Raw genomic sequence first — 24,398 nt, 5'->3', positions numbered from 1 at the left:
TCAATCCCCTGTGTAATTAATGCCCCCGGCACCCAGCCGGTTGACTTCCTGATAAATCGCCTCCGGCCCAGTGGCCCGAGGGTGTTTCAATTCGTTGATCTGTCGCTGCGCGGCCTGCAGGCGCAGACTCAGTTGCGTGACCAGGTCTTCCACCGGCAGCGCCTCCCCCGTCGCGGCGACCACCCAACCCGAGGCGTTGCACTGCACGCAGGCCAGGTCATGAAACACGCCCTTGATCACCGCTTTGCCACGGCACGCCGGGCACTGGGCCAGCTCCATCGCCTGCTTGCGAAACGCCGGGCCGTGGCTCTTGTTCATGCTTTTGAAACCTCGCTATTAACAATTTCCGGAATTGCCTTGCAAGCCACGCCATTCAAGGGCTGCACAGGGTTTTGCGAATCTTCATATTGGGCGCCTGTCAGGTTGTGAACCGCGTTGAATCCGCGTTCATCTAACCAGGCGTGCCACTTCTCCAGTGCGGCCAGACGCTGCTCCCGGGCCTGGGTGTTGATATAGGTCGAGGCGATCTTGCCCAGCGAGTGGTTCAGCAGCATCTCTCCGATGTGGCCGTCGATGCCCAGGTCAGTCCAGGCCGTGCGGGCGACCTTGCGCAGGTCATGGCTGGTCCATTCGCCCTGGCCCAGACGTGTGAACACGGCGCTGGCCTGGCCCTCGCTCAGTGCCCGGCCACGCCGCGACGGGAATAGGTAGATGCCCTCGTAGCCCTGGGCGGTCTGGGCGGCGCGATACCGGCTCAGCATGGCCTTGGTCTGGGCGGTCAGTGGCAGCCGATGCTCGGTGCGGGTCTTGGTGTGCTCGGCCGGGATGAACCACTCGCTGTCTGCCATCGAGATATCGGCCCAGCGCGCCAGTCGGGTCTCACCCACCCGGGTGCCATGGCACAGCATCATCAGTGCAAGCATGGCCTCGCCGGGTTCGCTGTCGAACAGACCGGCCAGCATGGGCACCAGTTCGACCAGGTGCACGCCGCGCAGCCGGGCCGGCTTGGGCATGATTCGGGCCTTGGTGAAGTCGACGAACTTCAGCGCGGCCATGGGGTTGGTATCGATCAGCCCCAGCTTATGGGCCTGACGGAATGCGACGACCAGCAGGCCGAACAGTTGGCGCACGTAGGACAGAGAAAGCACTTCCTGCGCGGGCCACATCAGCAGCTTGTCCAACTCAGGTGCCGACACGGCCCGAATCGGCACATCGGCCAGCCGTGGTTTCAGGTGGCACGCAATGGCCGACTTGGCGCCGGTCTTGCGCTTGGTCGACAGCGAACGGTCGCGGCTCATGCGGTCGCTGTACCAGTCGAGCAGTTGGCCTACGCTGGAAAGACTGCCCAGGGCAACAGCGGCGTCCGGGTCACGCAACAGGCGCTGACGAAGCGCGGGCAACTCGGCCAGCACCGCGGCGGCACCCAGCTCGGGATAACGGGCGATCTGGTTCCAGGCCTTGCCCTTCACCAGGTACCACGACCCGCGCTGCCGGTCCTGGCCGAATCGCAGGTACAGGCCGGGGTGACGCGGGTCGCGCAGGTCATGCACGGCGGGATCGGCGGCCTGCCGGCGGATTTCGGCGTCAGTGAACTTCACCGCGCGGGTCTTGCTCATGCGGCAATCACCCCTTCACGGATCAGAAGATCCTGGGTACGCATCACGCCTTCGGCGTGGTACTGGCGCGCGGTCACACGGTCAACAATCTTGCTACGGCCGTCGCATGCATCGTGACAGGCGCTACAGGCATGAGCACCCTGCAGGTCGTTCGGTTTCATGCCGACGCCACAGGTGCCGGCCATGCGGTAATGGGCCAACACGGTGGTGCCGGGGTCGCCGTTGCAGACGCCCGGAATGCGCACCTGGCATTCCCGGCCACGCGCGGCCTTGGTCAACTTGGATTGCTTCATGAGCGTTCGTCCTTGTGGAGATCAATAACGAGCCAGGTGGATGGCCACAGCTTGCCGCCATGCGCTCGGGCAACCTGCTCGTCTCGGTAAAGGGCAACAGGCGGCTCCGGCCTGTCGGAGAGACCGAGCAAGTGGCTGCGGCAGTACAGTGCCCAGCGGTATTCTGTGAGGTCGGGAGGAAGTAAGTTCGGATCAATCATGGCCGGGCACCCCGAGCGGAGCGCAGCGCCTCAAGCGCGGCACGGCCAACATCCAGCGAACGCGGCGCAGCCGGGGCGGCGAGCTCGGCTATCGGTACCGGGCCCAGGCTCTCGCCCTGCCAGATCTTCCGGCACTGCGCCAGGTAGTGTTTCTCAAAGCAGCTCAGCCCGAGCTCACGCGACATCAGCGGTAGGCTGTGAAAGCCGACCGCCGCCGTGGCGTGGTAGACCGCTGGATGCATCCACTTCGCCGCCGAGCGCATGGCCGGGTGGCAGTTGCGAAGCCCCTGGGCGTAGGCCTTGTCGGTACTAGGTAGGCCCAGACCTTCCGGGGCAAAGCACCAGCTCACGAACACGCCAGGCGCCGGAACAAACGGGGACTTACTCGCGCTCAGCACCCGCATGCCGTGGTCGATCTGCTCCAGGCGGGTAATGCCCGAGCGCATGAACTCGCCGAGCCATTCCAGCTTGGCCGCATTCATCACAGCCTCGGTTGGCCAGGACTGGCGCCAAGCCCCGCAAGCGCCGCGCAAACGCAAGAACAGATCCTCAATCACTTGCTGGGTGGCTGGGTCGATCGGCATCGCCCCAGGCTCTACCGGTGGCTGGTAGGCGGGATCAGTCCGGCGGTTGGCCAGCAATTGGCGGACGTTGGTTGCGGTCATACTCGAACTCCATTCTTGGCCCAGTCGGCGCCGGCCTCTTCCTGCTCCGCTGCACCTTTTGCTTTTTCGGTCTTGACCCACTTGGCCAGCCGGAAGCACCAGCCGCCGTTGCTGTCGAACACCCGCGGCTTGGCGACGTAGTAACCCAGGAAGCTCTGAAGCGTTTCCTCGGTCAGCGCCTCCAGGCTCAGGCCTGCCAATTTCAGCTGGGTGGTTAACAGGTCCGCCGGTGGGTTCCACTCGGCGAACATGGCGAAGCGCTGCCGGTCGTCCTGTGATTCGATGGCCTGGTGATCCTGCTCCTCGATCACGTTGGCCAAATCGCGCGGCTGCTGCTCTTCGGTTCCTTGATGGTTCATTGACGGATTGGGTGCAGCTGCTGCACCCCGTTCTGCGTTTTCCTGCACCCCGTTCTGCTGTGAGCTGCACCCCGTGCGGTTATCTGCACCCCGTTCTTTACGAGGTGCAGCAGATGCACCCCGCTTTAGCTGAAGGTCATAGACCACTGGGCGCCGGTCGCGGCGATCTATGTAGGCAGCGGCGATTGCTTGATTGCCTTCGGCGATCCACCCGCCCTTCTCCAACTCATTAAGTTTCAGGCGCACCGTGCGCTCGGACAGACCAGTGTCTTCGGAGAGGGTCCCGGCAGACGGGAATGCACCGCGCCCGTCGCTGCCGGCATAGTTGGCCAGACACAGGAGAACATGGCGCGCAGCGGGGTTATCCAGTGCAGCTTTAGGGATGGCCAGTGCCCAAGTCATGGCTTGAACACTCACACCCTACCCCCACTATTCCACGACCCGCACTTACGCGACAGCTTTGGAGAAATACCGAAAGCTGACGCGATAGCCCTAGAGTTGATTGACTCGACTGTAGTGTGCATAATCGACCTTGTTGTGTTTTGAAGAAGCCGCCCTGCCAGGCGGTTTTTTTATGCCTGCAATTCAGGCGTTATTGGTGTCCGGTGCATCCGTGGTAGCTTTTTGCTCCCACACGAAAAGGTCCAAGGAGACCGGACATATGAAACTCAGTCGGATGAACCACCAGGCGTGCTGGTTTGAACTGGTGAGTCGCTGCGAAGAACTGATGAATAGCGATCAGGGTCTGCGGTGGCCCGGCCATAACCCACATCAAGCCGAGTTCTGGGCCCTGGGTTACTACAAGCTCTCCTGTTTCGCAGAGAGGATTGCGAAGGACCCAAGGGCGACTTGGTCGCACTTGACTACGAACCAGGCACTCAACTTGCACTTGCTCAACAAGCATCACTGGAGCCCTGATCAATCCGCGGACATGACTGAAGACGACTATCTTTTTCTACTTCGAGATGAGCTGATGCAGATGAAACTGACGACTGAGGAATCGGCGCCGATTCTTTCGATGCTTGCACATAGCCCGTCTGCTCTTCGAGAGCTTGAGGTTCATCTGAGCTAAAAGCGGCCATGCGAGCGTCGAACAGATCAGCCCTCTCCAGAAAATCTTTGGCCTGATCTGAAAGCCAGTTGGCGCGCTCACGAAGCGTCGCCGCTTCGGGCCACACCAGCACTGGCGGATGATTGCCGTCCAGAACGGCGATACCCGCCAGAAGCTGCCTTGCTGCCTCCTCACGCTCGCGCGGTGAAGGAACCGACTGGGTGACTGCTCCGTTCATTTGATGCTCCCTGCTGGTTGGTGCGCTTCCAGTACTGGATGGATTCTCAGGTGTTTTGGTCATCTACTGGCGCAATGCCAGGCTCTGCATACTTAGTGTTGTCAGGTGACGTCTTCCCAAGGAAACGCCGGACAAAGATCCTCTTTCTTGAATTTGCCCCCAGTGAGCCGATCAGCTCGCTTCGCAACCACTGGAGACATTCCGTGCTTACCGCGCACCCAACCGGAAACTGTGCTTTGGTCCACGCCGAGTTGAGCGGCGGTAATCTCCTGCGTCCCAAAATGGGTGACGAGTTCTTTGTAAATAGTGCTCATGGCACGCCTCAATATGGGAATTATCATACAGTAACTCATGGGAATACTCATTTGCAAGAATATGGGAGCCCCCCTGATACTCCTACAATGGAACTTAAAGACCGAATTAAGACAGCCAGGGCTCACGCGAGCCTCACCCAAGGCCAGCTCGCCGCAAAGGTGGGGATGGACCAAACCTCTATTTCGAACCTTGAGCGCGGGAAGTCCCAAGGGACGAGCTACATGGCCCAGATAGCCAGCGCCTGCGGCGTAAGCGCTTTGTGGTTGGCAGAAGGAACCGGGGAGATGTTATCCACCGATAGCAACGTCATTACCGGACCGCCAATTTTTTCCCCCGCTCGAAGGATTGAAATCGTGGGCACCGCCCAGCTCGGTAACGATGGCTATTGGATTGGTCTTGATGTGGCAGATGGGTGGGTTGAGACCTGGACCCGCGACGAGGACGCATATGCCTTGCGCCTGAAAGGCGATTCAATGGCGCCCGCAATTCGCAGTGGCTGGATCGCCGTGTGCGAGCCGAATCACCGGTTGGTTCCGGGCGAGTACGTAATGGTCACTACAACCGATGGCCAGAGCATGGTCAAAGAGCTGTTGTTTGAGAATGAGGAAGGCGTAAACCTCGCCTCAGTGAATGCCGCCTATGGCGAACGTCGCGTCATTTCTTGGGCGGACATTGAAAAGATCCACTACGTAGGAAACATCCTTGCTCCCAGCAAGGTGCTGGGTCGTTTCTGAGCTGTCGAGCCGGATCAAACGTTGATCGCTTCATAGCGAGGAATTATGAAAGATGCGAAAGAACAGGGAGCTGTTTATCAGCTCACAGTGAAAGGTACTGGCTTCAACAATCCGAATGGGACGTCCAGAGCGGAGCTGATACGGCGATTTGTCCGAGACGGAATGGACGTTTTCCTCGTACCAGAACCTAATAACGCGCACGATCCAAACGCAATAGCGGTGTACATCGCAGTCAAGCGGTGGCTCTTCTTTGGCCCATATCGCTATCAGATCGGCTATATCAGTGAACGCTGGGCCAAAAGCTTCACGGCGAGATTTGCCAATGGGGGCACCATTGTCGAGGCCTACGTGCGCAGTCACTTTTCGCCGGAGGACAAAACATTCCCGCGAGTATCCATAGAGGCTGTAGCAAGCTGGCCACCACGCCCAGAGAGAAAGCCAAACACTGCCAGTCACCCCGCATGATGCAGCTGGTGCGCTAGACCAGGCCAACCCAAGACTTACAAATCAACCCGCCTTGTGCGGGTTTTTTTATATCCGCAAAAGCACAATATGGTATAGCTCATAATTTTTATGAGAGAACTCATTGACAAGAAATATGAGCATACTCATAATCACCTCATCGCCGGATCACCACCGGCCAGCAACGAAGGCAGCGATGGACAGGCCTCAACTGTCCAGAGGGTTGGCAACTGACCCAGGCGTGCAGCGTAAAGCGCCAAGACGAGTTATCCGGCGGATCAGGGTCGCGGTCGGAGGAACAACGAACGATGTGCGCCCAGGCTGCCGCCAGTAGCGGGCCTGAGCGTGGAAAGCATCACTGAAGCGCCTGGCAGACCGGGCGCTTCGGGATGATGACTAGAAGTAGCTGACTACGCCTTCTCGGCCTCTTCAGCCTCTTGCACAGCAAGCCTCAACAAAACGATCAGTTCATGCACCTCAGAAGGGTGCAGAACCAAGACCTGATCGGTACCTGGACGAGATTGCTTAATGCAAACGGCGTTGTTTTCGCTGATGTAAACGTCTGCGCCAAACCTTGGCTCAATAGATCCAACCATGGAGTACTCCTGTGCAATTTACCTACGAGTCGAAGAGCGGAATGTACATCTACCGAGGCCCCAATGGCCATTCGGGCATCGCCTACTCGCTTGAGCAGGTGAATGAGCGCCTGACCAAAACGTATGGCGAAGACGGCTACTCATTGACGCCCGCCACCGATACGGCCAGCACCACGTCAGCCTGACGTTAACTGCCCGATCCCTCGAAAGAGGCTGCATTGGAATGTCGGCGGGTCATGAAAAAAGCATCTCCAGAGCAATCAGATTGTGGCGAATACCCGGACGTCGATTGCAAAAAATGGTGTGGACCGACATTCCAATGCAGCTTCGATAGGTGGCCACTGCCTTCCCAGTGAGCGAGCAATGGAGGGTCGCAATCATGAAGTAGCAGATGAGGTGCCTCGCCCCGCCATGGGGATTGGCAGCATGACTGGGCGCTACAGACCCAGGCGCTTTGACCGACGACAGAATATCGGTCACGGAGTGCGCCGGCTTGCCGCCGGACCCGACAGCGGTCAGAGACCAAGCGGACTGTCGATGGCATCGACGCCGGATCAGTAACCGGCCCGATACACCTGGTTCCCCATCACCAGGCTGCATCGGTAGAGCTCTTCCTGGTCCTATTCAAGGGTTCAGGACGACAGTGCAGGAAGCGCTCTACCAATGCAGCCATCACCCAAGGTTACTCATCATGGAAACGATCACCAGCGGCTCCTGGAAGGGCTTCCTCGGGCGCGGCCTGGCCCCGCGTGAACTTGAAGCCCTGCTTGCGGTTGCTCAGGGCATGACAGCCAAAGAGATTGCCCGCCTGATGCAGATCACGCCGGGCACCGTGGCCAACCGCATCGAAAACGCGATGTACAAGCTCGGTGTTCACCGCCGTGCGGCTCTGGTCGCCGAGGCCATGAAGCGCCAGATCATCAGCCCGCTATGCATCGCCTTGGCCGGGTTGATGGCCATGCACGCCGTCATGGGCGATATCGACCCAATGCGCCGGGACCGCCGCGTACCTGAGCGCCGCATTGCCCAGGTCCGAATCATCCGCAAGGCCGAATCCTTCGACCTGCACGCCTGACACCCACCCCGAGGAGCTCACCATGCACCCAGTCATGCAGCAGCGCGTGGACGGCCTGGCCGCCCTGCGCGAACGTACCATCCTGGCCACCGCTGACTTCTACGCCAAGATCGGCCTTCCCGCTCCAGCGACTGAACCGCGGTACAAGGCCGTAGCCAAGGGCAAGGCGTGGCACATCGTCGACGTAGAAACCGGCAAGACGCGCTGCTTCTGCTTCACCTACAAGGCAGCCCTGCGGTTTGTTGATGCTCTGGAGGCAGCTGCAACGCGCAAGCTGGTGGGGCGGCAATGATCGGCGATCCTATCCCCAATCAGCGCCAGCAGGTGCTGGACCAGCTCAGCGCCAGCATTGATCAGTTCTTTGCCAGCGGCGGCAAGCCAACGGAGTTGCCCGGACCTTCGTTCGAGCCACGCCCTGCCCGGCCGCTTGCCGCTGATGCAGTTGTCGAGGAATGCAGCCCGCCGAAGCCTGGCAGCCGTGCAGAGATCGACCTGGTACGCAACCTGGCCAAGACCCACACATTCACCGAGGCCGTTGAGGTCAGCGGCATCGAGCGTGCCAGGCTTCTCCGGCTGTCAAAGGCGCACCTAATCACCTTCCTGGTCAGCAGCACCGAGCGCAGAGCCCGGGCCGCGACGAAAAAGAAGCGCGATGAGCAGCGCGCCAAGCACGGTGAGCAGGTCAAGGCCCTGGCCGGTACCGGCATCACTCGGAACCAAGTGGTGCAGAAGCTTGGCATCAGCTACGGATACCTGGTTCGACTGATCAATGATCAAGGCATCGATTTCCCTTTGCGTGGGAAGCTGAAGTGAAGCGTATGAACCGCGTCCGGCATGGCCGGCGCCAGCAATGGATCAACATGCCGCCCAGCGGCTTGAGAGGTATCGGCAATTGCCGAGAAGAAGACGGGGCAGCCAAGCACTCGGCGGATTACCGCGACAGGAAGAAGATCTGTTTACTTGTGTGCCCTCTCATTGGCAATCGGAATCCTTTGAAGGATATCTTGGGCACCCTCTTTCAAATACCCCAGATTGAACACCTCACCTCTAAAAACGAAGTCTCCATTACCTGGATCAAACTGCCTCATCATATCCGACTCATCTATGCCATATATGCCACCTCTAGGGCCAATATGGTCTTGGACAAAATTACGTCGAGTACTCGTCTGCAACCACTCATCAATGCGTTCGTCAAAATGTTCCAAGTGATCTCGAAGCGTTCTGTTTTTTATGGGGTGATCCTCACCAACCAAACCTAACAGTTCCTGCAGTACCAAGGCGCGCTCTCTAGACAAGCATTTTTTGCATTTCAGTCCTTTGGACCTCAGCTTCTTGCATCCACAGTCAGTTTGAAAAAAAGCTGGGGGCCAGATCAGCCTTGAAACGTTACTTAGATGGGTTAAAAAACTGTGAGTCGTCCTAAAGTACTCAGCGCGAATTATAGAGCGATCGTTATCCGAAACCTCATTAGAGCGCATCCTCTTTATGGCATTCCCTAACGCCCCCATTGCATTTAGCGCCCAGTTGGTCTGAGTTTCAATCTCGTTTAGAAATACAACCTTCGCATGCTTATCCATCATTATCGCCGCCAGCTAATAGTTAATCTCTAAACCTCGTAATACCCCACTTCAACGAATCACGCCACCCTGGCGAGGGCGGCGCCTGCACGCCTGGAGCCTGCCATGACGTACACGCTTCACTTTGGCGACTGCATCGAGGCGATGCGTGCCATGCCTGAAAACTCGGTAGACAGCATCGTGACTGACCCTCCCTACGGGCTCAGCTTCATGGGTAAGCGCTGGGATTATGACGTGCCCAGTGTAGAAATCTGGACTGAATGTCTTCGCGGGCTCAAACCTGGAGGCCACCTACTGGCCTTCGCCGGAACCCGCACCCAGCACCGCATGGCCGTACGCATTGAAGACGCCGGGTTCGAGATCCGCGACATGATCGCCTGGGTGTATGGCTCGGGTTTTCCCAAGTCGCACAACCTGGGCGGAGACTGGCAAGGCTGGGGAACCGCACTAAAGCCGGCGCTGGAGCCGATCACCGTAGCGCGCAAGCCCTTCATTGGCACTGTGGCAGGAAATGTAGCTGAGCACGGAACTGGAGCCATCAATATCGATGCTTGTCGAGTCGAGGCGATTGACGCAGTCAAGCTGGCGAAGCATTGGGACCGTGTGACGACTACCGACATGCGCGGAGGTAACTTCGTGGGAGGGCGATCGGGTGGAGTACTCCGGACCACTGAAGCATCGGCTCTGGGCCGGTGGCCCGCGAATCTGGTGCACGACGGTAGCCCTGCAGTGCTTGATCAGTTCCCGGATGCGCCTGGGCAGCAGGCAAATGCCAGCACCAGTTCGGAGGCTAGGAAAACACAGAACGCTTATGGAGCCATGCGCCGGGGCCGCGGCGCGGAACCATCGGCCGACAGCAGCAATGCCGGACTGGTCGGCTTTAGGATGAAGCCAGGTGAGCGCCGCATGGACTCTGGAAGCGCCGCACGGTTCTTCTACTGCGCCAAGGCCAGTCGAGCCGATCGCAACGACGGGCTTTCTACCGTCGAGCATCCGGCCGTATCCACCGGCGCAACCATGCGAGAGCGTGAGCAAGCGGACTGGCCCAAGCGCAACGGCAATCACCACCCAACCGTAAAGCCAACTGATCTCATGGCCTATCTGCTGCGCCTGGTTACCCCGATTGGCGGTACCACGCTCGACCCGTTTATGGGCAGCGGCAGCACCGGCAAGGCCGCCATGCGCGAAGGATTCCAGTTCATCGGCTGCGAACTCGACCCAGAGTACTTGGCGATCGCCAAGGCCCGTATCGAGCACGAGCTGGCAAAGGTCACTGCGTTGCGCGAGCCACCCCCTGAGCAACAGCTCAGCCTGTTCGGCTGCTGACCACTACAGCGAGACTTCCATGACCACAGCAATAGACCTCTTCGCCGATATGGACGAAGGCATCTATTGCTTCTGCGGCGACTAGGTCTTTCCGCTCAGTCTCCATAGGTCATCTCGTTCACCGATAACCGGATCAATGCGGACATCGTTGTAGCAAATATGAACCACGCGAGCAGGATCCATGCTCACAGCCTTTGCAATTGCCCTGGTCGTCCTCGATTCAAAGTTGCCGGGCTTAGCGGCCTCCTCGGTTAGCCAACCGAAAATCTTGTCAGCATCCCGTTGACCTGTGTACCGGCTCACAAAGGCTTGAATAGCCAAAACCAGCCCGCCGCCGATCGCGCCAGCAACAACCTCACTCCATTCCGACATCTATGCCATCTCCTTTTTGGCTGCTGGCAGAACTATAGCCGCGAGGTATCCCCATGCCCACAGCAATCGACCTATTCGCCGGACTCGGCGGATGGAGCACTGGCGCGCGCGCCGCCGGCGTCCAGGTTCTCTGGGCGGCCAACCACTGGCCAGTGGCCGTTGAATGGCATAGCGCCAACCACCCCGACACCCAGCACGTCTGCCAAGACCTGCACCAAGCCCGTTGGGAGCAGGTGCCCTCTCACGACATCCTGCTCGCCTCCCCTTGCTGCCAAGGCCACGCCAAGGCCCGGGGCAAGAAGTCGGGCAACCCTGAGCACGACGCCTCGCGCTCGACGGCCTGGGCGCCGGTATCGGCCCTTGAGTTCCACCGGCCACAAGCGGCGGTGATCGAGAACGTGCCTGAGTTCACTGACTGGGTGCTCTACCCTGCCTGGCTGCAGGCGGTGCAGGCGCTGGGCTATCAAGCCGCGCCGCACATTGTCGACTGCGCCGACCTCGGCGTGCCGCAGCATCGGGTGCGCCTGTTCATGGTGCTGACGCGCAGCAAGGCGCCGCTGATGCTGCAGCTGCCGCAGGAGCGCCATGTACCGGCAGCCAGCTTCCTCGACTTCGACGCCGGGCGCTGGTCGCCGATCGAGAAGCCAGGCAGAGCCCCAGCCACTCTCGACCGAGTCCGCAACGGGCGCCAGCGCTTCGGCGAGCGGTTCATCATGCCCTACTACGGTAAAGGCTCAGGCACTACCGGGCGCGACATCAACCGGCCGATCGGCACCATCACCACTTTGGACCGCTGGGCCCTGGTCGACGGCGACCGGATGCGGATGCTCAGCGCCAGCGAGGCGCTGGCCGCAATGTCGTTCCCGGCTGACACCCTTCGCCCAGACAACCACCGACTGACCATGCATATGGCGGGCAATGCGGTACCGCCACTGGCCGGCCAGCGAGTAATTGAAGCTCTAATGCAAGCGGCGTGAAGCGCGGTCAGTCGTCTCGCTCAACCAGTGCAATCCTAGCTTTCAGCTCCTTCACCTCGCTTTTCAGGTGTTCACACTGACCTCTCAGCTCGTTCACGTGTCTTCCGACTCGTATGAACTCATACCAGATTCCGCCAAACAACAACGCCAGCCCAACCCACTCCATAAGCATCTCCTCCAGCCGTCACTGAACTTTAGCTGGAGCAGAGCGAGGTATCCCCATGCCCACAGAAAACCGATCCAGCAACACCGAACAGATGGTCAGCGTGCCGCGTGAGCTGCTGCAGCGAGCCACCGACAACAAGTACCTGGAGAAGGAAAGGATCAGCATCTACAGGCATGAGGCGTTGTTTCAGCTTCGCGCTCTTCTCACCCAGCCAGCCGCCCAGCACCAGGGCGAGCCGGCGGTACCGGAGGGATACTGCCTCATGCCCAGACAGCTCACAGCCGAAAACGGCGCCAAGGCCCTGTTGCTTGGCGAGTTCAAATTGCAGGTCACGCGCGAATGTCCTGAATGCCAGGAGCTCGAAGAGCCATTAGAGGGCTGCGAAGTCTGCGATGGAGAAGGTGAGTACGCGCAGCGCCACACCATTCCATGGGATCAGATCAAGTTCATCTACAGCGAGGCGGTCAAGGGTCTCGCTCTCCAGCCGAACGCAGTCCGGTAGCGCAAATCCTGACAAGAGCACATTTGTACTCCACCCCGCTTTAACCCCTCTCCCCTCTATTGAACAGCCGCGATATGGCGGCAAGGACGAAGTCATGCCTGAAGAAGTGAAGCTGATCCAGCCGGCGCCGGTCGTGCGCGATGAATACGGAATGTTCCAGCATCCCAACTTGCCCGACTTCGAAGAGGGCGACGGCGAGAAGTACAAGGCCTGGATCGCGCAGCAGGGTCTTCAGCTCATGACGGTCTACCTGGAGACTGACGCACCGGAAGAGATCGCTGAGCGCTACTTCGAGGCTGGCGAACCGCATTGCGGCTACTGGGTGCCTAGCAAGCCCGAAGGCGATGGCTGGTTCTGCCTGGCTATTCACGACACGGAGGACGGTCCTGTGTGTTGGTGGGCGCGCCGTGAGGTGAAGCCATGAAGCGCCACCTGGTCGTCATGGGCGTCCTGATCGGCACCTTAACTTTGGTGCAGGTCTTCTGCGTCGGCATGTTCGTCGGTCGCGAGACCAAGGTCTGCCAGCTGCAGGCCGGCAACGAGCGCCAGCTCTCCCCGCACGAACAAGACACCCCTACCCCTGCAAAGGCGCCAGTGCGCTGGAATGAAGAGAGGTATGAGCTGTGACGAAAGCACTGGAATACGGAAAAGACCTCTGGCTGATGCTGGCCCCGACTTTTGATCAGGCCACAGCGCTGGACGGTCACAGCGGCTATCGCGAGAAGGGGCAAGCCTTCGCCGGCTTCATCGCCGCAGTGGCTGGGACTATGTGCGCCCAGATCGGCACCGATGCGGCACGAGCGGTCCTCGAAGTAACGGCTCAGGGGCTTCCGAGCATCGAGCGCGCAACACTGAAGGCGGTGACGCCATGATGATCCTCCCCATCGCCGCCCCGCTCTACATGGCCTGGATGATCTGGAAGGGGCCGAGGCCATGAGCCGGTACATCGCTGTGATCCACGGCTGGCACGTAGAGAGCAAAGGCTTCGACGTACACGAATTGGTCGCCGGCACCCCGCAGGCTGCTGACGACGAAGCATGCTTGCTGGCTGCACGGCGTGACGCTGCCTTCGACCGCACCGCCTACGTGGTTGTCGAGGTTGATGACCGCGAGCACCTTCCCCGGCGCCTGACCTGGCGCGAACGCCTCACCGGCAAGATTCAGTAACCCCTCCCCCTACAACAACTCAAGCCTGCCAGTAGGCGGGCGAGGATGAGCTATGTCCGCAACAACCCGTTTTCACGAAGCCGCCAACGACGCCCTTGTGCAGATCAGCAACAACCTGTGGCCCGAGGCCAAGCTCGCCCTGGTCATCTACACGCCTGGCGAACCCGGCAAGGACATCGTCCTGAAGGATCAAGGCCTTGTCCTTGATGAGGTGATCAGCACCCTGCGCCGCAGCGGTCTCAGCATCGACGGCGACAACGCCTACAAGCAGGACCTGTGCGACTCGATCTTCGGCGCCTTGGCTATCGGCAAGCAGAATACCAACCCGCCACCGACCGACCACTGGGGGCAGCGCTTCTGGGATATCGGTCGGGCCGAGGGGGAACTGCAGGAAGAGCTGCTCCTGGCCTTAGCGCAGTTGACCGACTGTTTGAGCAAGGCGCTAACCGGCGGCGAAGTGTCCGCTGCTGCAGCTGGCCACGCGCTGACGAAGGCCGGCGATCTGATCATCAAGCACCGAACCTAACCCTTCCCACCTCTGCCGCCATGCGCGGCGTGGAGCCTATCCCATGGAAACCGAAATTCTCTCGGAGAAAGAACTGGCCGAGCTGACCGGCTACAAGGCCAGGGGCTACCAGCGCCGCTGGCTTGAAGAGCACCAATGGCACTTCGTCGAAAGCCGCGGCGGTCGACCACTGGTTGGCCGGCAGTACGCCCGAATGAAACTGGGCATGCCCCTTCAAGTAGTGCCCTTAACGCCCCCGCCTCTGCCAGCACCGGCATGGACGCCTGATATTTCGAAAGTGAGGTGATATGCGCCCGCGCAAGACAGAGAACCGTCACCTTCCACCGCATATGTACCAACGCACTCGCAAGCGCAAAAGCGGCAAGGTCTGGGTCAGCTACTACTACCTGGACAAATCGGGCAAAGAAATCACGCTAGGCAGTGATATCAATCTCGCCCGCCTGAAATGGGCGGAGCTGGAATCAAAGGACAAGCCTCACGACCTACGCATCATGAAGGCCATCTTCGACCGGTATGAGCGGGACGTTATCCCGAAGAAGGCTGAGAGAACTCAAAAGGACAATCTGGCCGAACTGCGACAGCTTCGCCCCTTCTTCGATGATGCGCCGATCGATGCGATCACCCCCGCCCTCGTTGCTCAATACCGCGATGCCAGGACCGCCAAAGTTCGAGCCAACCGCGAGCTGGCCACCTTGTCGCACGTGTTTAACCTGGCGAGGGAATGGGGGCTCACAACTCGGGAGAATCCCTGCCAGGGTGTGCGCAAGAATAAAGAGGCCCCGCGAGACTTCTACGCGAATGATGCAATCTGGAACGCGGTCTACGAGAAGGCTGTGGGCGAGATGAAGGTCGCCATGGATCTGGCGTATTTGACAGGCCAGCGTCCTGCGGACGTGCTGGTGATGAGGAGGGATGATATCGAGGGCGTTGCCCTGGGCGTCAAGCAGCAGAAGACACACAAAAAACTGAGGATTCTGCTTGAGATTGACGGAGTGGAAACAGGTTTAGGGGCCCTGATCAGCAGCATCCTGGCTCAGAATGAGCGGCACAGCTCGCCTTATTTGATCCTGACCGACACAGGCAAACGGGTGACCGCCGCAATGCTGAGGCACAGGTGGGACGACGCGAGAGTGAAAGCAGTTAAGGCCGCCGAGGAAGCGGGTGACACCTTGCTGGCCGGGCGCATCAGCCAATTCCAGTTCAGAGACATCCGCCCTAAAGCCGCATCCGAAATCAAAGACATCGAGGACGCAAGCCTGTTGCTTGGCCATACCAAGGGGGACATTACTGAGCGTGTTTACCGGCGGGTCGGAGCGGTCGCCAAGCCGACCAAATAGCAATAGTTTTAGGACGCGTCCAAAAACTTATCGTCTTAAGTTGTTCCCAAGCGTGTTCCCAAGGCCCGATTTTCCACCCTCCAGAAACGCAAAAAGCCCTGAATAATCAGGGCTTTAGAAGTGGCGGAAGCGTAGAGATTCGAACTCTAGGATAGTTGCCCATCGACGGTTTTCAAGACCGTTGCCTTAAACCACTCGGCCACGCTTCCTCGTATTGCGGGCGCCATAATACCGAAATGAAACAAGCTGTCAAACTCTCTATGTGGCTGCTTTGCGCGGCTCTGTTATGATCTTTGCATCTGAACGTTTCAAACCCACAGGAGTGTCGCCATGCGCGAACAGGATTACGCCGTCAATCACGGCCAGCAGGTCGAGCAGCAGGAGGTCAGCCGCGTCCTGCGTAACACATACGGGTTGCTGGCTATCACCCTCGCCTTCAGTGGCGTCATGGCCTATGTGGCGCAGCAGATGCGCGTCGGCTACCCGAACATTTTCGTGGTGCTGATCGGCTTCTATGGCCTGTTCTTCCTCACCAACAAGCTGCGTGATTCGGTCTGGGGCCTGGTGTCTACCTTCGCCCTCACCGGTTTCATGGGCTTTTTGCTCGGCCCTATCCTCAACCGTTACCTGGGTATGGCCGGTGGCGCCGAGGTGGTCAGCTCGGCATTTGCCATGACCGCCCTGGTGTTCGGTGGTCTGTCGGCCTATGTGCTGATCTCCCGCAAGGACATGAGCTTCCTCAGCGGCTTCATCACTGCAGGCTTCTTCGTGCTGCTGGGCGCCGTGGTTGCCAGCTTCTTCTTCCAGATCAGCGGCCTGCAACTGGCGATCAGCGCCGGTTTCGTGCTGTTCTCGTCGGTATGCATCCTGTTCCAGACCAGCGCGATCATCCACGGTGGCGAGCGTAACTACATCATGGCGACCATCAGCCTGTATGTATCGATCTACAACCTGTTCGTCAGCCTGCTGCAGCTGTTCGGCCTGATGGGTCGCGATGACTGATTGGTTGTTGGTGTGATGTTTTAAGAGAAAGCCCGCTTCGGCGGGCTTTTTTGTGGCCGGGGTTTGCCAAGGCTTTGCCTTGCATCGCCGGCAAAGCCAGCTCCCGCACTACCGTAAACGAGTGCGGCCCCGTAGAATGCGCTCCTTTTTTCTTCCGGGGCAGCACTCCCATGAGTTCAATCGAGCAAGGACCCGGCGCACCCGCGCAGGCCAATGAACTGGTCCTCGGCCTTGAAGACCGGCCGCGGCCGCTGATTGCGATGCTGGCGGCATTGCAGCATCTGCTGGCGATCATTGTGCCGATCGTCACCCCTGGCCTGCTGATCTGCCAGGCGCTGGGGGTTTCGGCCCGTGATACCAACCTGATTGTGTCGATGTCGCTGGTGATCTCGGGGATCGCTACCTTCGTGCAGTGCCGCCGCTTCGGGCCGTTCGGCGCCGGGCTGTTGATTGTGCAGGGCACCAGTTTCAACTTTGTCGGGCCGTTGATCGCCGGTGGCGCGTTGATGGTCAAGCAAGGCACGCCGGTTGAAGGTGTGATGGCGGCGATTTTTGGTGTGGTGATCGCCGGTTCGTTCGTGGAGATGGGCATTTCGCGCATCCTGCCGTTCGTCAAACGCCTGATCACTCCGCTGGTGACCGGGATCGTCGTGCTGATGATCGGCCTGACCCTGATCAAGGTCGGCCTGATCAGCATGGGTGGCGGCTTTGCGGCGATGAGCAACGGTACCTTTGCCAATGGCGAGAACCTGCTGCTGTCGGGTGTGGTGCTGGCGATCATCGTCATTCTCAACCGTATTCCGGTGGTGTGGATGCGCAGCTGCGCCATCGTTATCGCCCTGGCCGTGGGCTATGCCCTGGCCGGCTACCTGGGCCGCCTGAATTTCACCGGCATGCACGAAGCCGCGCTGTTCCAGGTGCCGGTACCCCTGCATTTCGGTCTGGGCTTCTCTTGGGCGCTGTTTATTCCGATGCTGGTGATTTACCTGGTTACATCGCTGGAAGCCATTGGTGATGTGACCGCGACCAGCAAAGTCTCGCGCCAGCCGGTGGAAGGCCCGCTGTGGATGCAGCGGATCAAGGGCGGGGTGCTGGTCAACGGCGCCAACTCGCTGCTGGCCGGGGTGTTCAATACCTTCCCGAGCTCGATCTTTGCCCAGAATAATGGCGTGATTCAGCTGACCGGCATTGCCAGCCGCCATATTGGCGTGTGGATTGCGGCGATGCTGGTGATTCTTGGCCTGTTCCCGAGCGTGGCCGGGGTGATCCAGGCGGTGCCGGAGCCGGTGCTCGGGGGTGCGGCGATGGTGATGTTCGGCGCGGTGGCGGCTTCGGGAATCAATATCCTTGCCAGCATCAGCCTGGATCGTCGCGCGCTGCTGATCATTGCCGTGTCGCTGGCGCTGGGCCTGGGCGTGGCGCAGGTGCCGGAGTTCCTCGCGCACATGCCGTCGGCGCTGCGTAATGTGCTGGAGTCGGGGGTAGCCACCGGGGGGATTTGTGCCCTGGTGCTGAACTGGTTCTTGCCGGAGCATAAAGACAAGGCCTGAAGTTGAGGTTGCCCCCATCGTGGGTCAAGCCCGCTCCAACAGGAGCGGGCTTTTTGCTTTATCATTCCCGCAGATTTGCTGAAAGAGCCTTCCATGAAGTTCGCCATTGCGGTTTTTTCTCCGGCCCATGCGCCCTCCTCGCGCCGCGCCCTGCGTTTTGCCCAGGCGGCGGTTGCTGGCGGGCATGAGATTGTCCGGTTGTTTTTCTATCAGGACGGTGTGCACAGCGCCTCGGGCAATGTCGTGGCGCCCCAGGATGAACTGGACCTTGCCGCCGAATGGCGCGCGTTCGTCAGCGCCCAGCAGCTCGATGCCGTGGTGTGTATCGCCGCCGCCCTGCGCCGTGGCGTGCTCAACGCCGAGGAAGCCCAGCGCTACCAGCGCCCGGCGGTCAACCTACCGGCGCCGTGGGAGTTGTCGGGGCTGGGCCAGTTGCATGAAGCGGCGCAAGGCGCCGATCGGCTGATGTGTTTTGGAGGCGATTGAAATGGCCAAGTCCTTGCTGATTATCAGCCGCCAAGCGCCCTGGGCCGGGCCGTCCGCCCGTGAGGCGCTGGATATCGCCCTGGCCGGCGGTGCCTTCGATTTGCCGCTGGGCATGCTGTTTCTCGATGATGGCGTGTTCCAGCTCGCCCCCGGCCAGCAACCGGCCCAGTTGCAGCAGAAGAACCTGGCGGCCAACCTGCAGGCCCTGCCGATGTTTGGCGTCGAGGAACTGTTTGCCGCCGCTAGCTGCCTGCAAGAGCGCGGCCTTGCTGCCGATGCCCTGAGCCTGCCAGTGCAGGTGCTGGATGACGCCGCGCTTGCGGCGTTGATCGACCGTTTCGACCAGGTGGTGACCCTCTGATGAGCACCTTGCACGTGATTTGCCACTCGCCGTTTGGCGATAACCGCCTGAGCAGCTGCCTGCGCCTGCTCGGCAGCGCCGACGGCCTGTTGCTGTGCGGTGATGCGGTGTATGCCCTGCAACCCGGCAGCGCGCCGCTGCGCAGCCTGCAGGCGAGCCAGCTGGACGGGCGCCTGTTCGCCCTGGACGAAGACCTGCAAGCCCGTGCCATCGCCGTCAGCGAGCTGGCCAAGGCCATCGACTACCCGGCCTTCGTCGAACTGTCGCTGCACTATGACAAGGTCAACAGCTGGCTATGAGTACCCTGACTGTCGGCGAGCGCAGCATCGCCCTGGATAAAGACGGCTACCTGCTCGAGCTGGGTGATTGGTCCGAGGAGGTCGCCAGCGCCCTCGCCGCCCATGAAGACCTGGAGCTGACCGCCGAACATTGGGAAGTGCTGAAGCTGTTACGCGACTTCTACCGGGAGTTCGAGCTGTCGCCGGCCACCCGCCCGCTGATCAAGTACACCGCGCTCAAGCTGGGCGCGGACAAAGGCAACAGCCTGCACCTGAACCGCCTGTTCAAGGGCACCCCCGCCAAACTCGCCGCGAAACTTGCGGGCCTGCCGAAGCCGACCAATTGCATATGACCGAACACAGCCCGTTGATCACCGAAACCCCGGCCGAACACCCGTTTGCCCAGTTCGTGCGCATTCTTGGCAAGGGTAAGCGCGGCGCCCGTGGCCTGAGCCGCGAGGAAGCCCGCGAAGCCATGGGCATGCTGCTCGATGGCAAGGTCGAGGAAACCCAGCTCGGCGCCTTTCTGATGCTGCTGCGCCACAAGGAAGAGAGCCCTGAGGAGCTGGCCGGCTTCACCGAGGCCCTGCGCCAGCGTTTGCAGGCACCGCCGATTGAGGTTGATCTCGACTGGCCAAGTTACGCCGGCAAAAAACGCCACCTGCCCTGGTACCTGCTGGCTGCCAAGTGCCTGGCGGCCAATGGCGTGCGCATCCTCCTGCACGGCGGCGGCGCGCACACCGCCGGGCGGCTGTACACCGAGCAAGTGCTGGCGCTGCTGCAGATTCCGCTGTGCCGGGACTGGAATGCAGTGTCTGAAGCGCTGGAAAGCCACACGCTGGCGTTCATCCCGCTGCAAGACTGGGCCCCGCGCCTGCAACGGATGATTGACCTGCGCAACACCCTGGGCCTGCGTTCGCCGATTCACTCCCTGGCCCGGGTGCTCAACCCGTTGAACGCCCGCTGCGGCCTGCAGAGCATCTTCCACCCCGGCTACCAGGCGGTGCACCGCGAAGCCAGCCGCCTGCTCGGCGATACGGCAATCGTGGTCAAGGGCGATGGCGGTGAGATCGAGATCAACCCGGACACCAGCAGCCACCTGTATGGCACCGCCAATGGCATCGACTGGGATGAGGAATGGCCGGCCTTGGCCGCCCAGCGTCATGTCAAACCGGCGAGCCTGGAGCCCGAGCAGTTGCTCGCCGTGTGGCGCGGTGATGAGCAGAACAGCTACGGCGAACTGGCCGTGGTCGCAACCATGGCCCTGGCCTTGCGCGGCCTCGGTCAGAGCCGCGAGGAAGCCTTCGCCCAGGCCCAACGCTATTGGGATCAGCGCAACTGATCGACTGAGCCGATCAAACAGGCCCGGACTTTGCGCTATTCGTTCGAACCCAGCTCCGTACACTGGGTTCTATATCAGAACGAATCGCCAAGGAGCTCAGCATGGGCCTGTTGATCGACGGACGCTGGCACGACCAGTGGTATGAAAGCAGCAAAGACGGCGCCTTCCAGCGCGAAAGCGCGCAGCGGCGCAACGCCCTGCCCGGCGCCGAAGCCGGCCGTTATCACCTGTACGTGTCGCTGGCTTGCCCCTGGGCCCACCGCACCCTGATCTTTCGCAAGCTCAAGGGCCTTGAGAGCCTGATCGATGTGTCGGTGGTCAGTTGGCTGATGGCCGAGCATGGCTGGACCTTCGACCAGAACAAGGGCTCGACCGGTGACAAGCTTGAGCACCTGGACTTCCTGCACCAGCGCTACACCCGCGACGACCCACACTACAGCGGCCGGGTCACGGTGCCGGTGCTGTGGGACAAACACGAGCAGCGCATCGTCAACAACGAATCGGCAGAGATCATTCGCATCTTCAACTCGGCCTTCGACGAACTGACCGGCAATCGCCTGGACCTGTATCCCGAACCCTTGCGCGAGCAAATCGACGCACTCAACGAACGGATCTACCCAGCGGTCAACAACGGCGTGTACCGGGCGGGCTTTGCCACGTCGCAGGCGGCCTACGAGCAGGCCTTTGACGAGGTGTTTGCCGAGCTGGATCATCTGGAGCGGCTGCTCGGCAGTCAGCGTTACCTGGCCGGGGAATACCTGACCGAGGCCGACTGGCGGCTGTTCACCACGCTGATTCGCTTTGACGCGGTGTACCACGGACACTTCAAGTGCAACCTGCGGCGCATTGCCGATTACCCGAACCTGTCGAACTGGCTACGGGAGCTGTACCAGTGGCCGGGGATCGCCGAGACGGTGAATTTCGAGCATATCCAGAAGCATTACTACATGAGCCACAAGACCATCAATCCGAACGGGATTGTGCCCAAGGGGCCGTTGCAGGATTTTGAGCTGGGGCATGACCGGGAGCGGCTGGTGGGGCGAGGGATTTGGCGCAAGGCTGGGGAATAGGGGTGGATTCATCGCGGGTCAAGCCCGCTCCCACAGGTTTTGTGGGAGCGGGCTTGACCCGCGATGATTTCAAGGCTGGGCGCCTTCGAACCAGGCCAGTTTCTCGCGCAGCTGTACGACTTCGCCGACGATCACCAGGGTCGGTGCATGCACTTCATGCTCGGCCACAAGCTTGGGCAAGTCGGCCAGGGTGCCGGTGAACACCCGCTGGTTCGGCGTGGTGCCCTGCTGCACCAGGGCCGCCGGGGTATCGGCCGCACGCCCGTGACGAATCAACTCGGCACAGATGGTCGGCAGGCCCACCAGGCCCATGTAGAACACTAAGGTCTGCGCCGGTGCCACCAGGTCGTGCCAGGGCAGGTCGCTGGTACCGTCCTTGAGGTGACCGGTGACGAAACGCACCGACTGCGCATAGTCGCGGTGGGTCAGCGGGATGCCGGCATAGGCCGAGCAGCCGCTGGCCGCGGTAATCCCCGGCACCACCTGGAACGGAATGCCCTGGGCCGCCAGCTCCTCGATCTCTTCGCCGCCACGGCCGAAGATGAACGGATCGCCGCCCTTCAGACGCAGCACCCGCTTGCCCTGACGCGCCAGGTCGACCAGTTGCTGGTTGATCTGCGCTTGCGGCACGGCGTGGTCGGCGCGGCGCTTGCCGACGTAGATACGCTCGGCATCACGGCGGCACAGCTCGATGATCGCCGGCGCGACCAGGCGATCGTAGAGCACCACGTCGGCTTGCTGCATCAGGCGCAAGGCGCGGAAGGTCAGCAGGTCCGGGTCACCGGGGCCAGCGCCGACCAGGTACACCTCGCCCGGCGCCTGGTAAGTGGCACCGTCGATCTTGGCTTGCAGCAGGCGCTCGGCTTCAGCGCCCTGCCCGGCCAGTTGCCGCTCGGCGATCGGGCCCTGGAAGACATCTTCCCAGAAACCGCGACGCTGATTGACGTCCGGGTACAGCGCCTTGACCTTGTGCCGAAAGCGCGCGCCGAGGCCGGCCAGTTCGCCATAGGCGGCGGGAATCCAGGTTTCCAGCTTGGCCCGGATCAGCCGCGCCAACACCGGCGCATCGCCGCCGCTGGACACCGCCACTACCAATGGCGAACGGTCGACAATAGCCGGGAAGATCACCGAACACAGCGCCGGTGCATCGACCACGTTGACCGGTACGCAGCGCTGCTGGGCATCGGCCGAGACCTGGGCGTTGAGCGCCTGGTCGTCGGTGGCGGCAATGATCAGCTGGCAACCGTCGAGGTCGCCAGGCTGGTAACCACGGCTGAGGACTTCACCACCGCTGTGCCGGGCAAGCTCGGCCAGTTGCGCTTCGATCTCGGGCGCCACGACCCGCAGCACAGCCCCGGCGTCGGCCAGCAGACGCGATTTGCGCAGGGCAATCTCGCCTCCGCCGACGATCAGCACACGGCTGCCGCGCAGTTTGTGGAACAGCGGCAGGAATTCCATTTAACCGATGACCTCCAGGCCACCCATGTACGGCTTGAGCACTTCTGGCACGCGGATCGAACCGTCGGCCTGCTGGTAGTTCTCCAGCACCGCCACCAGGGTCCGGCCAACTGCCAGGCCCGAACCGTTGAGGGTGTGCACCAGTTCCGGCTTGCCGGTTTCCGGGTTGCGCCAGCGCGCCTGCATGCGCCGGGCCTGGAAGTCGCCACAGTTGGAGCACGAGGAGATTTCGCGGTACTTGTCCTGGCTCGGCACCCAGACTTCCAGGTCGTAGGTTTTCACCGCGCTGAAGCCCATGTCGCCAGTGCACAGCGCCAGTACCCGGTACGGCAGCTCCAGGGCCTGCAGCACGCGTTCGGCGTTGGCGGTCAGGCCCTCGAGGGCTTCCATGGATTTGCCCGGCTCGACGATCTGCACCATCTCGACCTTGTCGAACTGGTGCTGACGGATCATGCCGCGGGTGTCGCGGCCCGAGGCACCGGCTTCACTACGGAAGCACGGGGTGTGGGCGACGAACTTGATCGGCAGTTGCTTGGCGTCGAGGATCTCGCCGGCCACGATGTTGGTCAGCGACACTTCGGCAGTCGGGATCAGGTAGAAGTCGGCTTCGCCGTCGCGGCTGATCTTGAACAGGTCTTCCTCGAACTTGGGCAACTGGCCGGTGCCTTGCAGCGCCGGGGCCTGGACCAGGTAAGGGGTGTAGGCTTCTTCGTAGCCGTGCTCGCTGGTGTGCAGGTTGATCATGAACTGCGCCAGGGCGCGGTGCAGGCGTGCGATCGGGCCGCGCAGCAGGGCGAAACGGGCGCCCGACAGCTTGGCTGCGGTTTCGAAGTCCAGGCCGCCGGTCAGTTCGCCGAGCGCCACGTGGTCCTTGATCTCGAAGTCGAAGGCGCGCGGGGTGCCCCAACGACGCACTTCGACGTTGTGGTCTTCATCGGCGCCGACCGGCACGCTGTCGTCCGGCAGGTTGGGAATGCCCAGCAGGATGCCATCCAGTTCGGCCTGGATGCCGTCCAGCTCGACCTTGCCGCTGGCAAGTTCACCCGCCATGCGCTCGACGTCCGCCATCAGCGGGGCGATGTCTTCGCCCTTGGCCTTGGCCTGGCCGATGGATTTGGAACGGGCGTTACGCTCGGCCTGCAGTTGTTCGGTACGGGTCTGCACCACCTTGCGGCGTTCTTCCAGGGCCTCGATGCGCGCGACATCCAGGCTGAAGCCACGGGAGGCCAGGCGGTCCGCCACTTCCTGAAGTTGGCCGCGTAACAGTTTGGAATCGAGCATATCGTTCTCTCGTTGG

General features: G+C 61.0%; 36 protein-coding genes and 1 tRNA gene. 25 read left to right on the top strand and 12 right to left on the bottom strand.

Annotated elements, in window-relative coordinates; translation table 11 throughout:
• The 7 genes from UB48_RS24065 to UB48_RS24030 all read right to left on the bottom strand — a co-directional run bounded on the left by UB48_RS24065 (window position 1) and on the right by UB48_RS24030 (window position 4,736).
• A complete protein-coding gene (locus UB48_RS24065) occupies window positions 1–318 on the bottom strand; it encodes a hypothetical protein (RefSeq protein ID WP_045201439.1) in 318 nt (105 codons plus the stop codon).
• On the bottom strand, window positions 315–1,616 hold the full coding sequence (locus UB48_RS24060) for a site-specific integrase (RefSeq protein ID WP_045201438.1): 1,302 nt from the start codon (window positions 1,614–1,616) through the stop codon (window positions 315–317). Before UB48_RS24060 ends, UB48_RS24065 begins: the two co-directional genes overlap by 4 nt.
• Window positions 1,613–1,909: a DUF1364 domain-containing protein gene (locus UB48_RS24055; protein WP_045201437.1), complete on the bottom strand. Its 297-nt coding sequence runs from the start codon at window positions 1,907–1,909 to the stop codon at window positions 1,613–1,615. The genes UB48_RS24060 and UB48_RS24055 overlap by 4 nt, the downstream gene beginning before the upstream one ends.
• A 196-nt stretch (window positions 1,910–2,105) precedes the next feature.
• Window positions 2,106–2,774 carry a replication protein P gene (locus UB48_RS24050; RefSeq protein WP_045201436.1) on the bottom strand — a complete coding sequence of 223 codons (669 nt, stop codon included), beginning with the start codon at window positions 2,772–2,774 and terminating at the stop codon, window positions 2,106–2,108.
• Window positions 2,771–3,535, bottom strand: a complete 765-nt coding sequence (locus tag UB48_RS24045) for a helix-turn-helix domain-containing protein (protein ID WP_045201435.1) — start codon at window positions 3,533–3,535, stop codon at window positions 2,771–2,773. The genes UB48_RS24050 and UB48_RS24045 overlap by 4 nt, the downstream gene beginning before the upstream one ends.
• Before the next feature lie 491 nt (window positions 3,536–4,026).
• Window positions 4,027–4,422, bottom strand: a complete 396-nt coding sequence (locus UB48_RS27800; RefSeq protein WP_156160236.1) for a hypothetical protein — start codon at window positions 4,420–4,422, stop codon at window positions 4,027–4,029.
• Window positions 4,423–4,523: 101 nt separating this feature from the next.
• Window positions 4,524–4,736 carry a YdaS family helix-turn-helix protein gene (locus UB48_RS24030; protein ID WP_045201511.1) on the bottom strand — a complete coding sequence of 71 codons (213 nt, stop codon included), beginning with the start codon at window positions 4,734–4,736 and terminating at the stop codon, window positions 4,524–4,526.
• A gap of 87 nt (window positions 4,737–4,823) precedes the next feature.
• Between UB48_RS24030 and UB48_RS24025 the strand changes: the two genes are divergently transcribed.
• Window positions 4,824–5,471, top strand: a complete 648-nt coding sequence (locus tag UB48_RS24025; RefSeq protein WP_045201432.1) for a S24 family peptidase — start codon at window positions 4,824–4,826, stop codon at window positions 5,469–5,471.
• Window positions 5,472–5,516: 45 nt separating this feature from the next.
• On the top strand, window positions 5,517–5,936 hold the full coding sequence (locus tag UB48_RS28450) for an HIRAN domain-containing protein (protein WP_082075506.1): 420 nt from the start codon (window positions 5,517–5,519) through the stop codon (window positions 5,934–5,936).
• A gap of 407 nt (window positions 5,937–6,343) precedes the next feature.
• Here the strand turns inward: UB48_RS28450 and UB48_RS24020 are convergent, their stop codons facing one another.
• Complete coding sequence (locus tag UB48_RS24020; RefSeq protein WP_045201431.1) at window positions 6,344–6,529, bottom strand: hypothetical protein; 186 nt, start codon at window positions 6,527–6,529, stop codon at window positions 6,344–6,346.
• 11 nt (window positions 6,530–6,540) lie between these two features.
• Between UB48_RS24020 and UB48_RS27795 the strand changes: the two genes are divergently transcribed.
• From UB48_RS27795 to UB48_RS23995, 6 genes are all read left to right on the top strand, one after another.
• On the top strand, window positions 6,541–6,714 hold the full coding sequence (locus tag UB48_RS27795) for a hypothetical protein (RefSeq protein ID WP_156160235.1): 174 nt from the start codon (window positions 6,541–6,543) through the stop codon (window positions 6,712–6,714).
• Window positions 6,715–7,220: 506 nt separating this feature from the next.
• Window positions 7,221–7,604, top strand: coding sequence for a response regulator transcription factor (locus UB48_RS24015; RefSeq protein ID WP_045201430.1), 384 nt, complete (start codon window positions 7,221–7,223; stop codon window positions 7,602–7,604).
• A gap of 22 nt (window positions 7,605–7,626) precedes the next feature.
• Window positions 7,627–7,896, top strand: coding sequence for a hypothetical protein (locus UB48_RS24010; protein ID WP_045201429.1), 270 nt, complete (start codon window positions 7,627–7,629; stop codon window positions 7,894–7,896).
• Window positions 7,893–8,417, top strand: coding sequence for a hypothetical protein (locus UB48_RS24005; protein WP_045201428.1), 525 nt, complete (start codon window positions 7,893–7,895; stop codon window positions 8,415–8,417). The genes UB48_RS24010 and UB48_RS24005 overlap by 4 nt, the downstream gene beginning before the upstream one ends.
• Entirely contained in the window at window positions 8,414–8,863 is a 450-nt protein-coding gene (locus UB48_RS24000; RefSeq protein WP_156160234.1) for a hypothetical protein, read from the top strand. Before UB48_RS24005 ends, UB48_RS24000 begins: the two co-directional genes overlap by 4 nt.
• A gap of 423 nt (window positions 8,864–9,286) precedes the next feature.
• Window positions 9,287–10,507, top strand: a complete 1,221-nt coding sequence (locus UB48_RS23995; RefSeq protein WP_045201426.1) for a site-specific DNA-methyltransferase — start codon at window positions 9,287–9,289, stop codon at window positions 10,505–10,507.
• A gap of 81 nt (window positions 10,508–10,588) precedes the next feature.
• Here UB48_RS23995 and UB48_RS23990 read toward each other — a convergent pair whose 3' ends face one another.
• Window positions 10,589–10,879 carry a hypothetical protein gene (locus tag UB48_RS23990; protein WP_045201425.1) on the bottom strand — a complete coding sequence of 97 codons (291 nt, stop codon included), beginning with the start codon at window positions 10,877–10,879 and terminating at the stop codon, window positions 10,589–10,591.
• Window positions 10,880–10,932: 53 nt separating this feature from the next.
• On the opposite strand from UB48_RS23990, the gene UB48_RS23985 reads away from it, so the two are divergent.
• The 9 genes from UB48_RS23985 to UB48_RS23945 all read left to right on the top strand — a co-directional run bounded on the left by UB48_RS23985 (window position 10,933) and on the right by UB48_RS23945 (window position 15,554).
• Window positions 10,933–11,856, top strand: coding sequence for a DNA cytosine methyltransferase (locus UB48_RS23985; protein ID WP_045201424.1), 924 nt, complete (start codon window positions 10,933–10,935; stop codon window positions 11,854–11,856).
• A gap of 221 nt (window positions 11,857–12,077) precedes the next feature.
• Window positions 12,078–12,524 (top strand): hypothetical protein, encoded by a 447-nt coding sequence (locus UB48_RS27125; protein WP_052676563.1) that lies wholly within the window; start codon window positions 12,078–12,080, stop codon window positions 12,522–12,524.
• Between the two features lie 94 nt (window positions 12,525–12,618).
• A complete protein-coding gene (locus UB48_RS23975; protein ID WP_045201423.1) occupies window positions 12,619–12,948 on the top strand; it encodes a hypothetical protein in 330 nt (109 codons plus the stop codon).
• On the top strand, window positions 12,945–13,151 hold the full coding sequence (locus UB48_RS23970) for a hypothetical protein (protein ID WP_045201422.1): 207 nt from the start codon (window positions 12,945–12,947) through the stop codon (window positions 13,149–13,151). The genes UB48_RS23975 and UB48_RS23970 overlap by 4 nt, the downstream gene beginning before the upstream one ends.
• Window positions 13,148–13,396, top strand: coding sequence for a hypothetical protein (locus UB48_RS23965; RefSeq protein WP_045201421.1), 249 nt, complete (start codon window positions 13,148–13,150; stop codon window positions 13,394–13,396). Before UB48_RS23970 ends, UB48_RS23965 begins: the two co-directional genes overlap by 4 nt.
• A 61-nt stretch (window positions 13,397–13,457) precedes the next feature.
• Window positions 13,458–13,691, top strand: coding sequence for a hypothetical protein (locus tag UB48_RS23960; protein ID WP_045201420.1), 234 nt, complete (start codon window positions 13,458–13,460; stop codon window positions 13,689–13,691).
• Window positions 13,692–13,743: 52 nt separating this feature from the next.
• Entirely contained in the window at window positions 13,744–14,217 is a 474-nt protein-coding gene (locus UB48_RS23955; protein WP_045201419.1) for a hypothetical protein, read from the top strand.
• A 43-nt stretch (window positions 14,218–14,260) separates the two neighbouring features.
• Entirely contained in the window at window positions 14,261–14,503 is a 243-nt protein-coding gene (locus tag UB48_RS23950; RefSeq protein WP_045201418.1) for a DUF4224 domain-containing protein, read from the top strand.
• 1 nt (window position 14,504) lies between these two features.
• A complete protein-coding gene (locus UB48_RS23945) occupies window positions 14,505–15,554 on the top strand; it encodes a tyrosine-type recombinase/integrase (protein ID WP_045201417.1) in 1,050 nt (349 codons plus the stop codon).
• Between the two features lie 121 nt (window positions 15,555–15,675).
• Here the strand turns inward: UB48_RS23945 and UB48_RS23940 are convergent.
• A tRNA-Ser gene (locus tag UB48_RS23940) sits at window positions 15,676–15,763 on the bottom strand.
• 121 nt (window positions 15,764–15,884) lie between these two features.
• Here UB48_RS23940 and UB48_RS23935 point away from each other — a divergent pair.
• The 8 genes from UB48_RS23935 to UB48_RS23900 all read left to right on the top strand — a co-directional run bounded on the left by UB48_RS23935 (window position 15,885) and on the right by UB48_RS23900 (window position 21,643).
• The gene (locus tag UB48_RS23935; protein ID WP_045201416.1) at window positions 15,885–16,556 is read left to right on the top strand and encodes a Bax inhibitor-1/YccA family protein; all 672 of its coding nucleotides are present in this window, start codon (window positions 15,885–15,887) and stop codon (window positions 16,554–16,556) included.
• 170 nt (window positions 16,557–16,726) lie between these two features.
• Window positions 16,727–18,106, top strand: coding sequence for a nucleobase:cation symporter-2 family protein (locus tag UB48_RS23930; RefSeq protein ID WP_045201415.1), 1,380 nt, complete (start codon window positions 16,727–16,729; stop codon window positions 18,104–18,106).
• Between the two features lie 93 nt (window positions 18,107–18,199).
• Window positions 18,200–18,592, top strand: a complete 393-nt coding sequence (tusD, locus tag UB48_RS23925) for a sulfurtransferase complex subunit TusD (protein WP_045201414.1) — start codon at window positions 18,200–18,202, stop codon at window positions 18,590–18,592.
• Window position 18,593: 1 nt separating this feature from the next.
• Window positions 18,594–18,953 carry a sulfurtransferase complex subunit TusC gene (tusC, locus tag UB48_RS23920; RefSeq protein WP_045201413.1) on the top strand — a complete coding sequence of 120 codons (360 nt, stop codon included), beginning with the start codon at window positions 18,594–18,596 and terminating at the stop codon, window positions 18,951–18,953.
• Window positions 18,953–19,252 (top strand): sulfurtransferase complex subunit TusB, encoded by a 300-nt coding sequence (gene tusB, locus UB48_RS23915; protein ID WP_045201412.1) that lies wholly within the window; start codon window positions 18,953–18,955, stop codon window positions 19,250–19,252. Before tusC ends, tusB begins: the two co-directional genes overlap by 1 nt.
• Window positions 19,249–19,584 carry a TusE/DsrC/DsvC family sulfur relay protein gene (locus UB48_RS23910; RefSeq protein WP_045201411.1) on the top strand — a complete coding sequence of 112 codons (336 nt, stop codon included), beginning with the start codon at window positions 19,249–19,251 and terminating at the stop codon, window positions 19,582–19,584. The genes tusB and UB48_RS23910 overlap by 4 nt, the downstream gene beginning before the upstream one ends.
• Window positions 19,585–19,598: 14 nt before the next feature.
• Entirely contained in the window at window positions 19,599–20,573 is a 975-nt protein-coding gene (locus UB48_RS23905; protein ID WP_177329187.1) for a glycosyl transferase family protein, read from the top strand.
• 101 nt (window positions 20,574–20,674) lie between these two features.
• Window positions 20,675–21,643 (top strand): glutathione S-transferase family protein, encoded by a 969-nt coding sequence (locus UB48_RS23900; RefSeq protein WP_045201409.1) that lies wholly within the window; start codon window positions 20,675–20,677, stop codon window positions 21,641–21,643.
• A gap of 69 nt (window positions 21,644–21,712) precedes the next feature.
• Here UB48_RS23900 and cysG read toward each other — a convergent pair whose 3' ends face one another.
• Both cysG and serS read right to left on the bottom strand, forming a co-directional pair.
• Window positions 21,713–23,101 carry a siroheme synthase CysG gene (cysG, locus tag UB48_RS23895; RefSeq protein WP_045201408.1) on the bottom strand — a complete coding sequence of 463 codons (1,389 nt, stop codon included), beginning with the start codon at window positions 23,099–23,101 and terminating at the stop codon, window positions 21,713–21,715.
• Complete coding sequence (gene serS / locus UB48_RS23890) at window positions 23,102–24,382, bottom strand: serine--tRNA ligase (RefSeq protein ID WP_045201407.1); 1,281 nt, start codon at window positions 24,380–24,382, stop codon at window positions 23,102–23,104.
• Between the last annotated feature and the right edge of the window lie 16 nt (window positions 24,383–24,398).

This window comes from Pseudomonas sp. 2(2015) (assembly GCF_000955865.1).
Classification (GTDB): domain Bacteria; phylum Pseudomonadota; class Gammaproteobacteria; order Pseudomonadales; family Pseudomonadaceae; genus Aquipseudomonas.
This window is presented reverse-complemented; position numbering and strand designations above follow the sequence as displayed.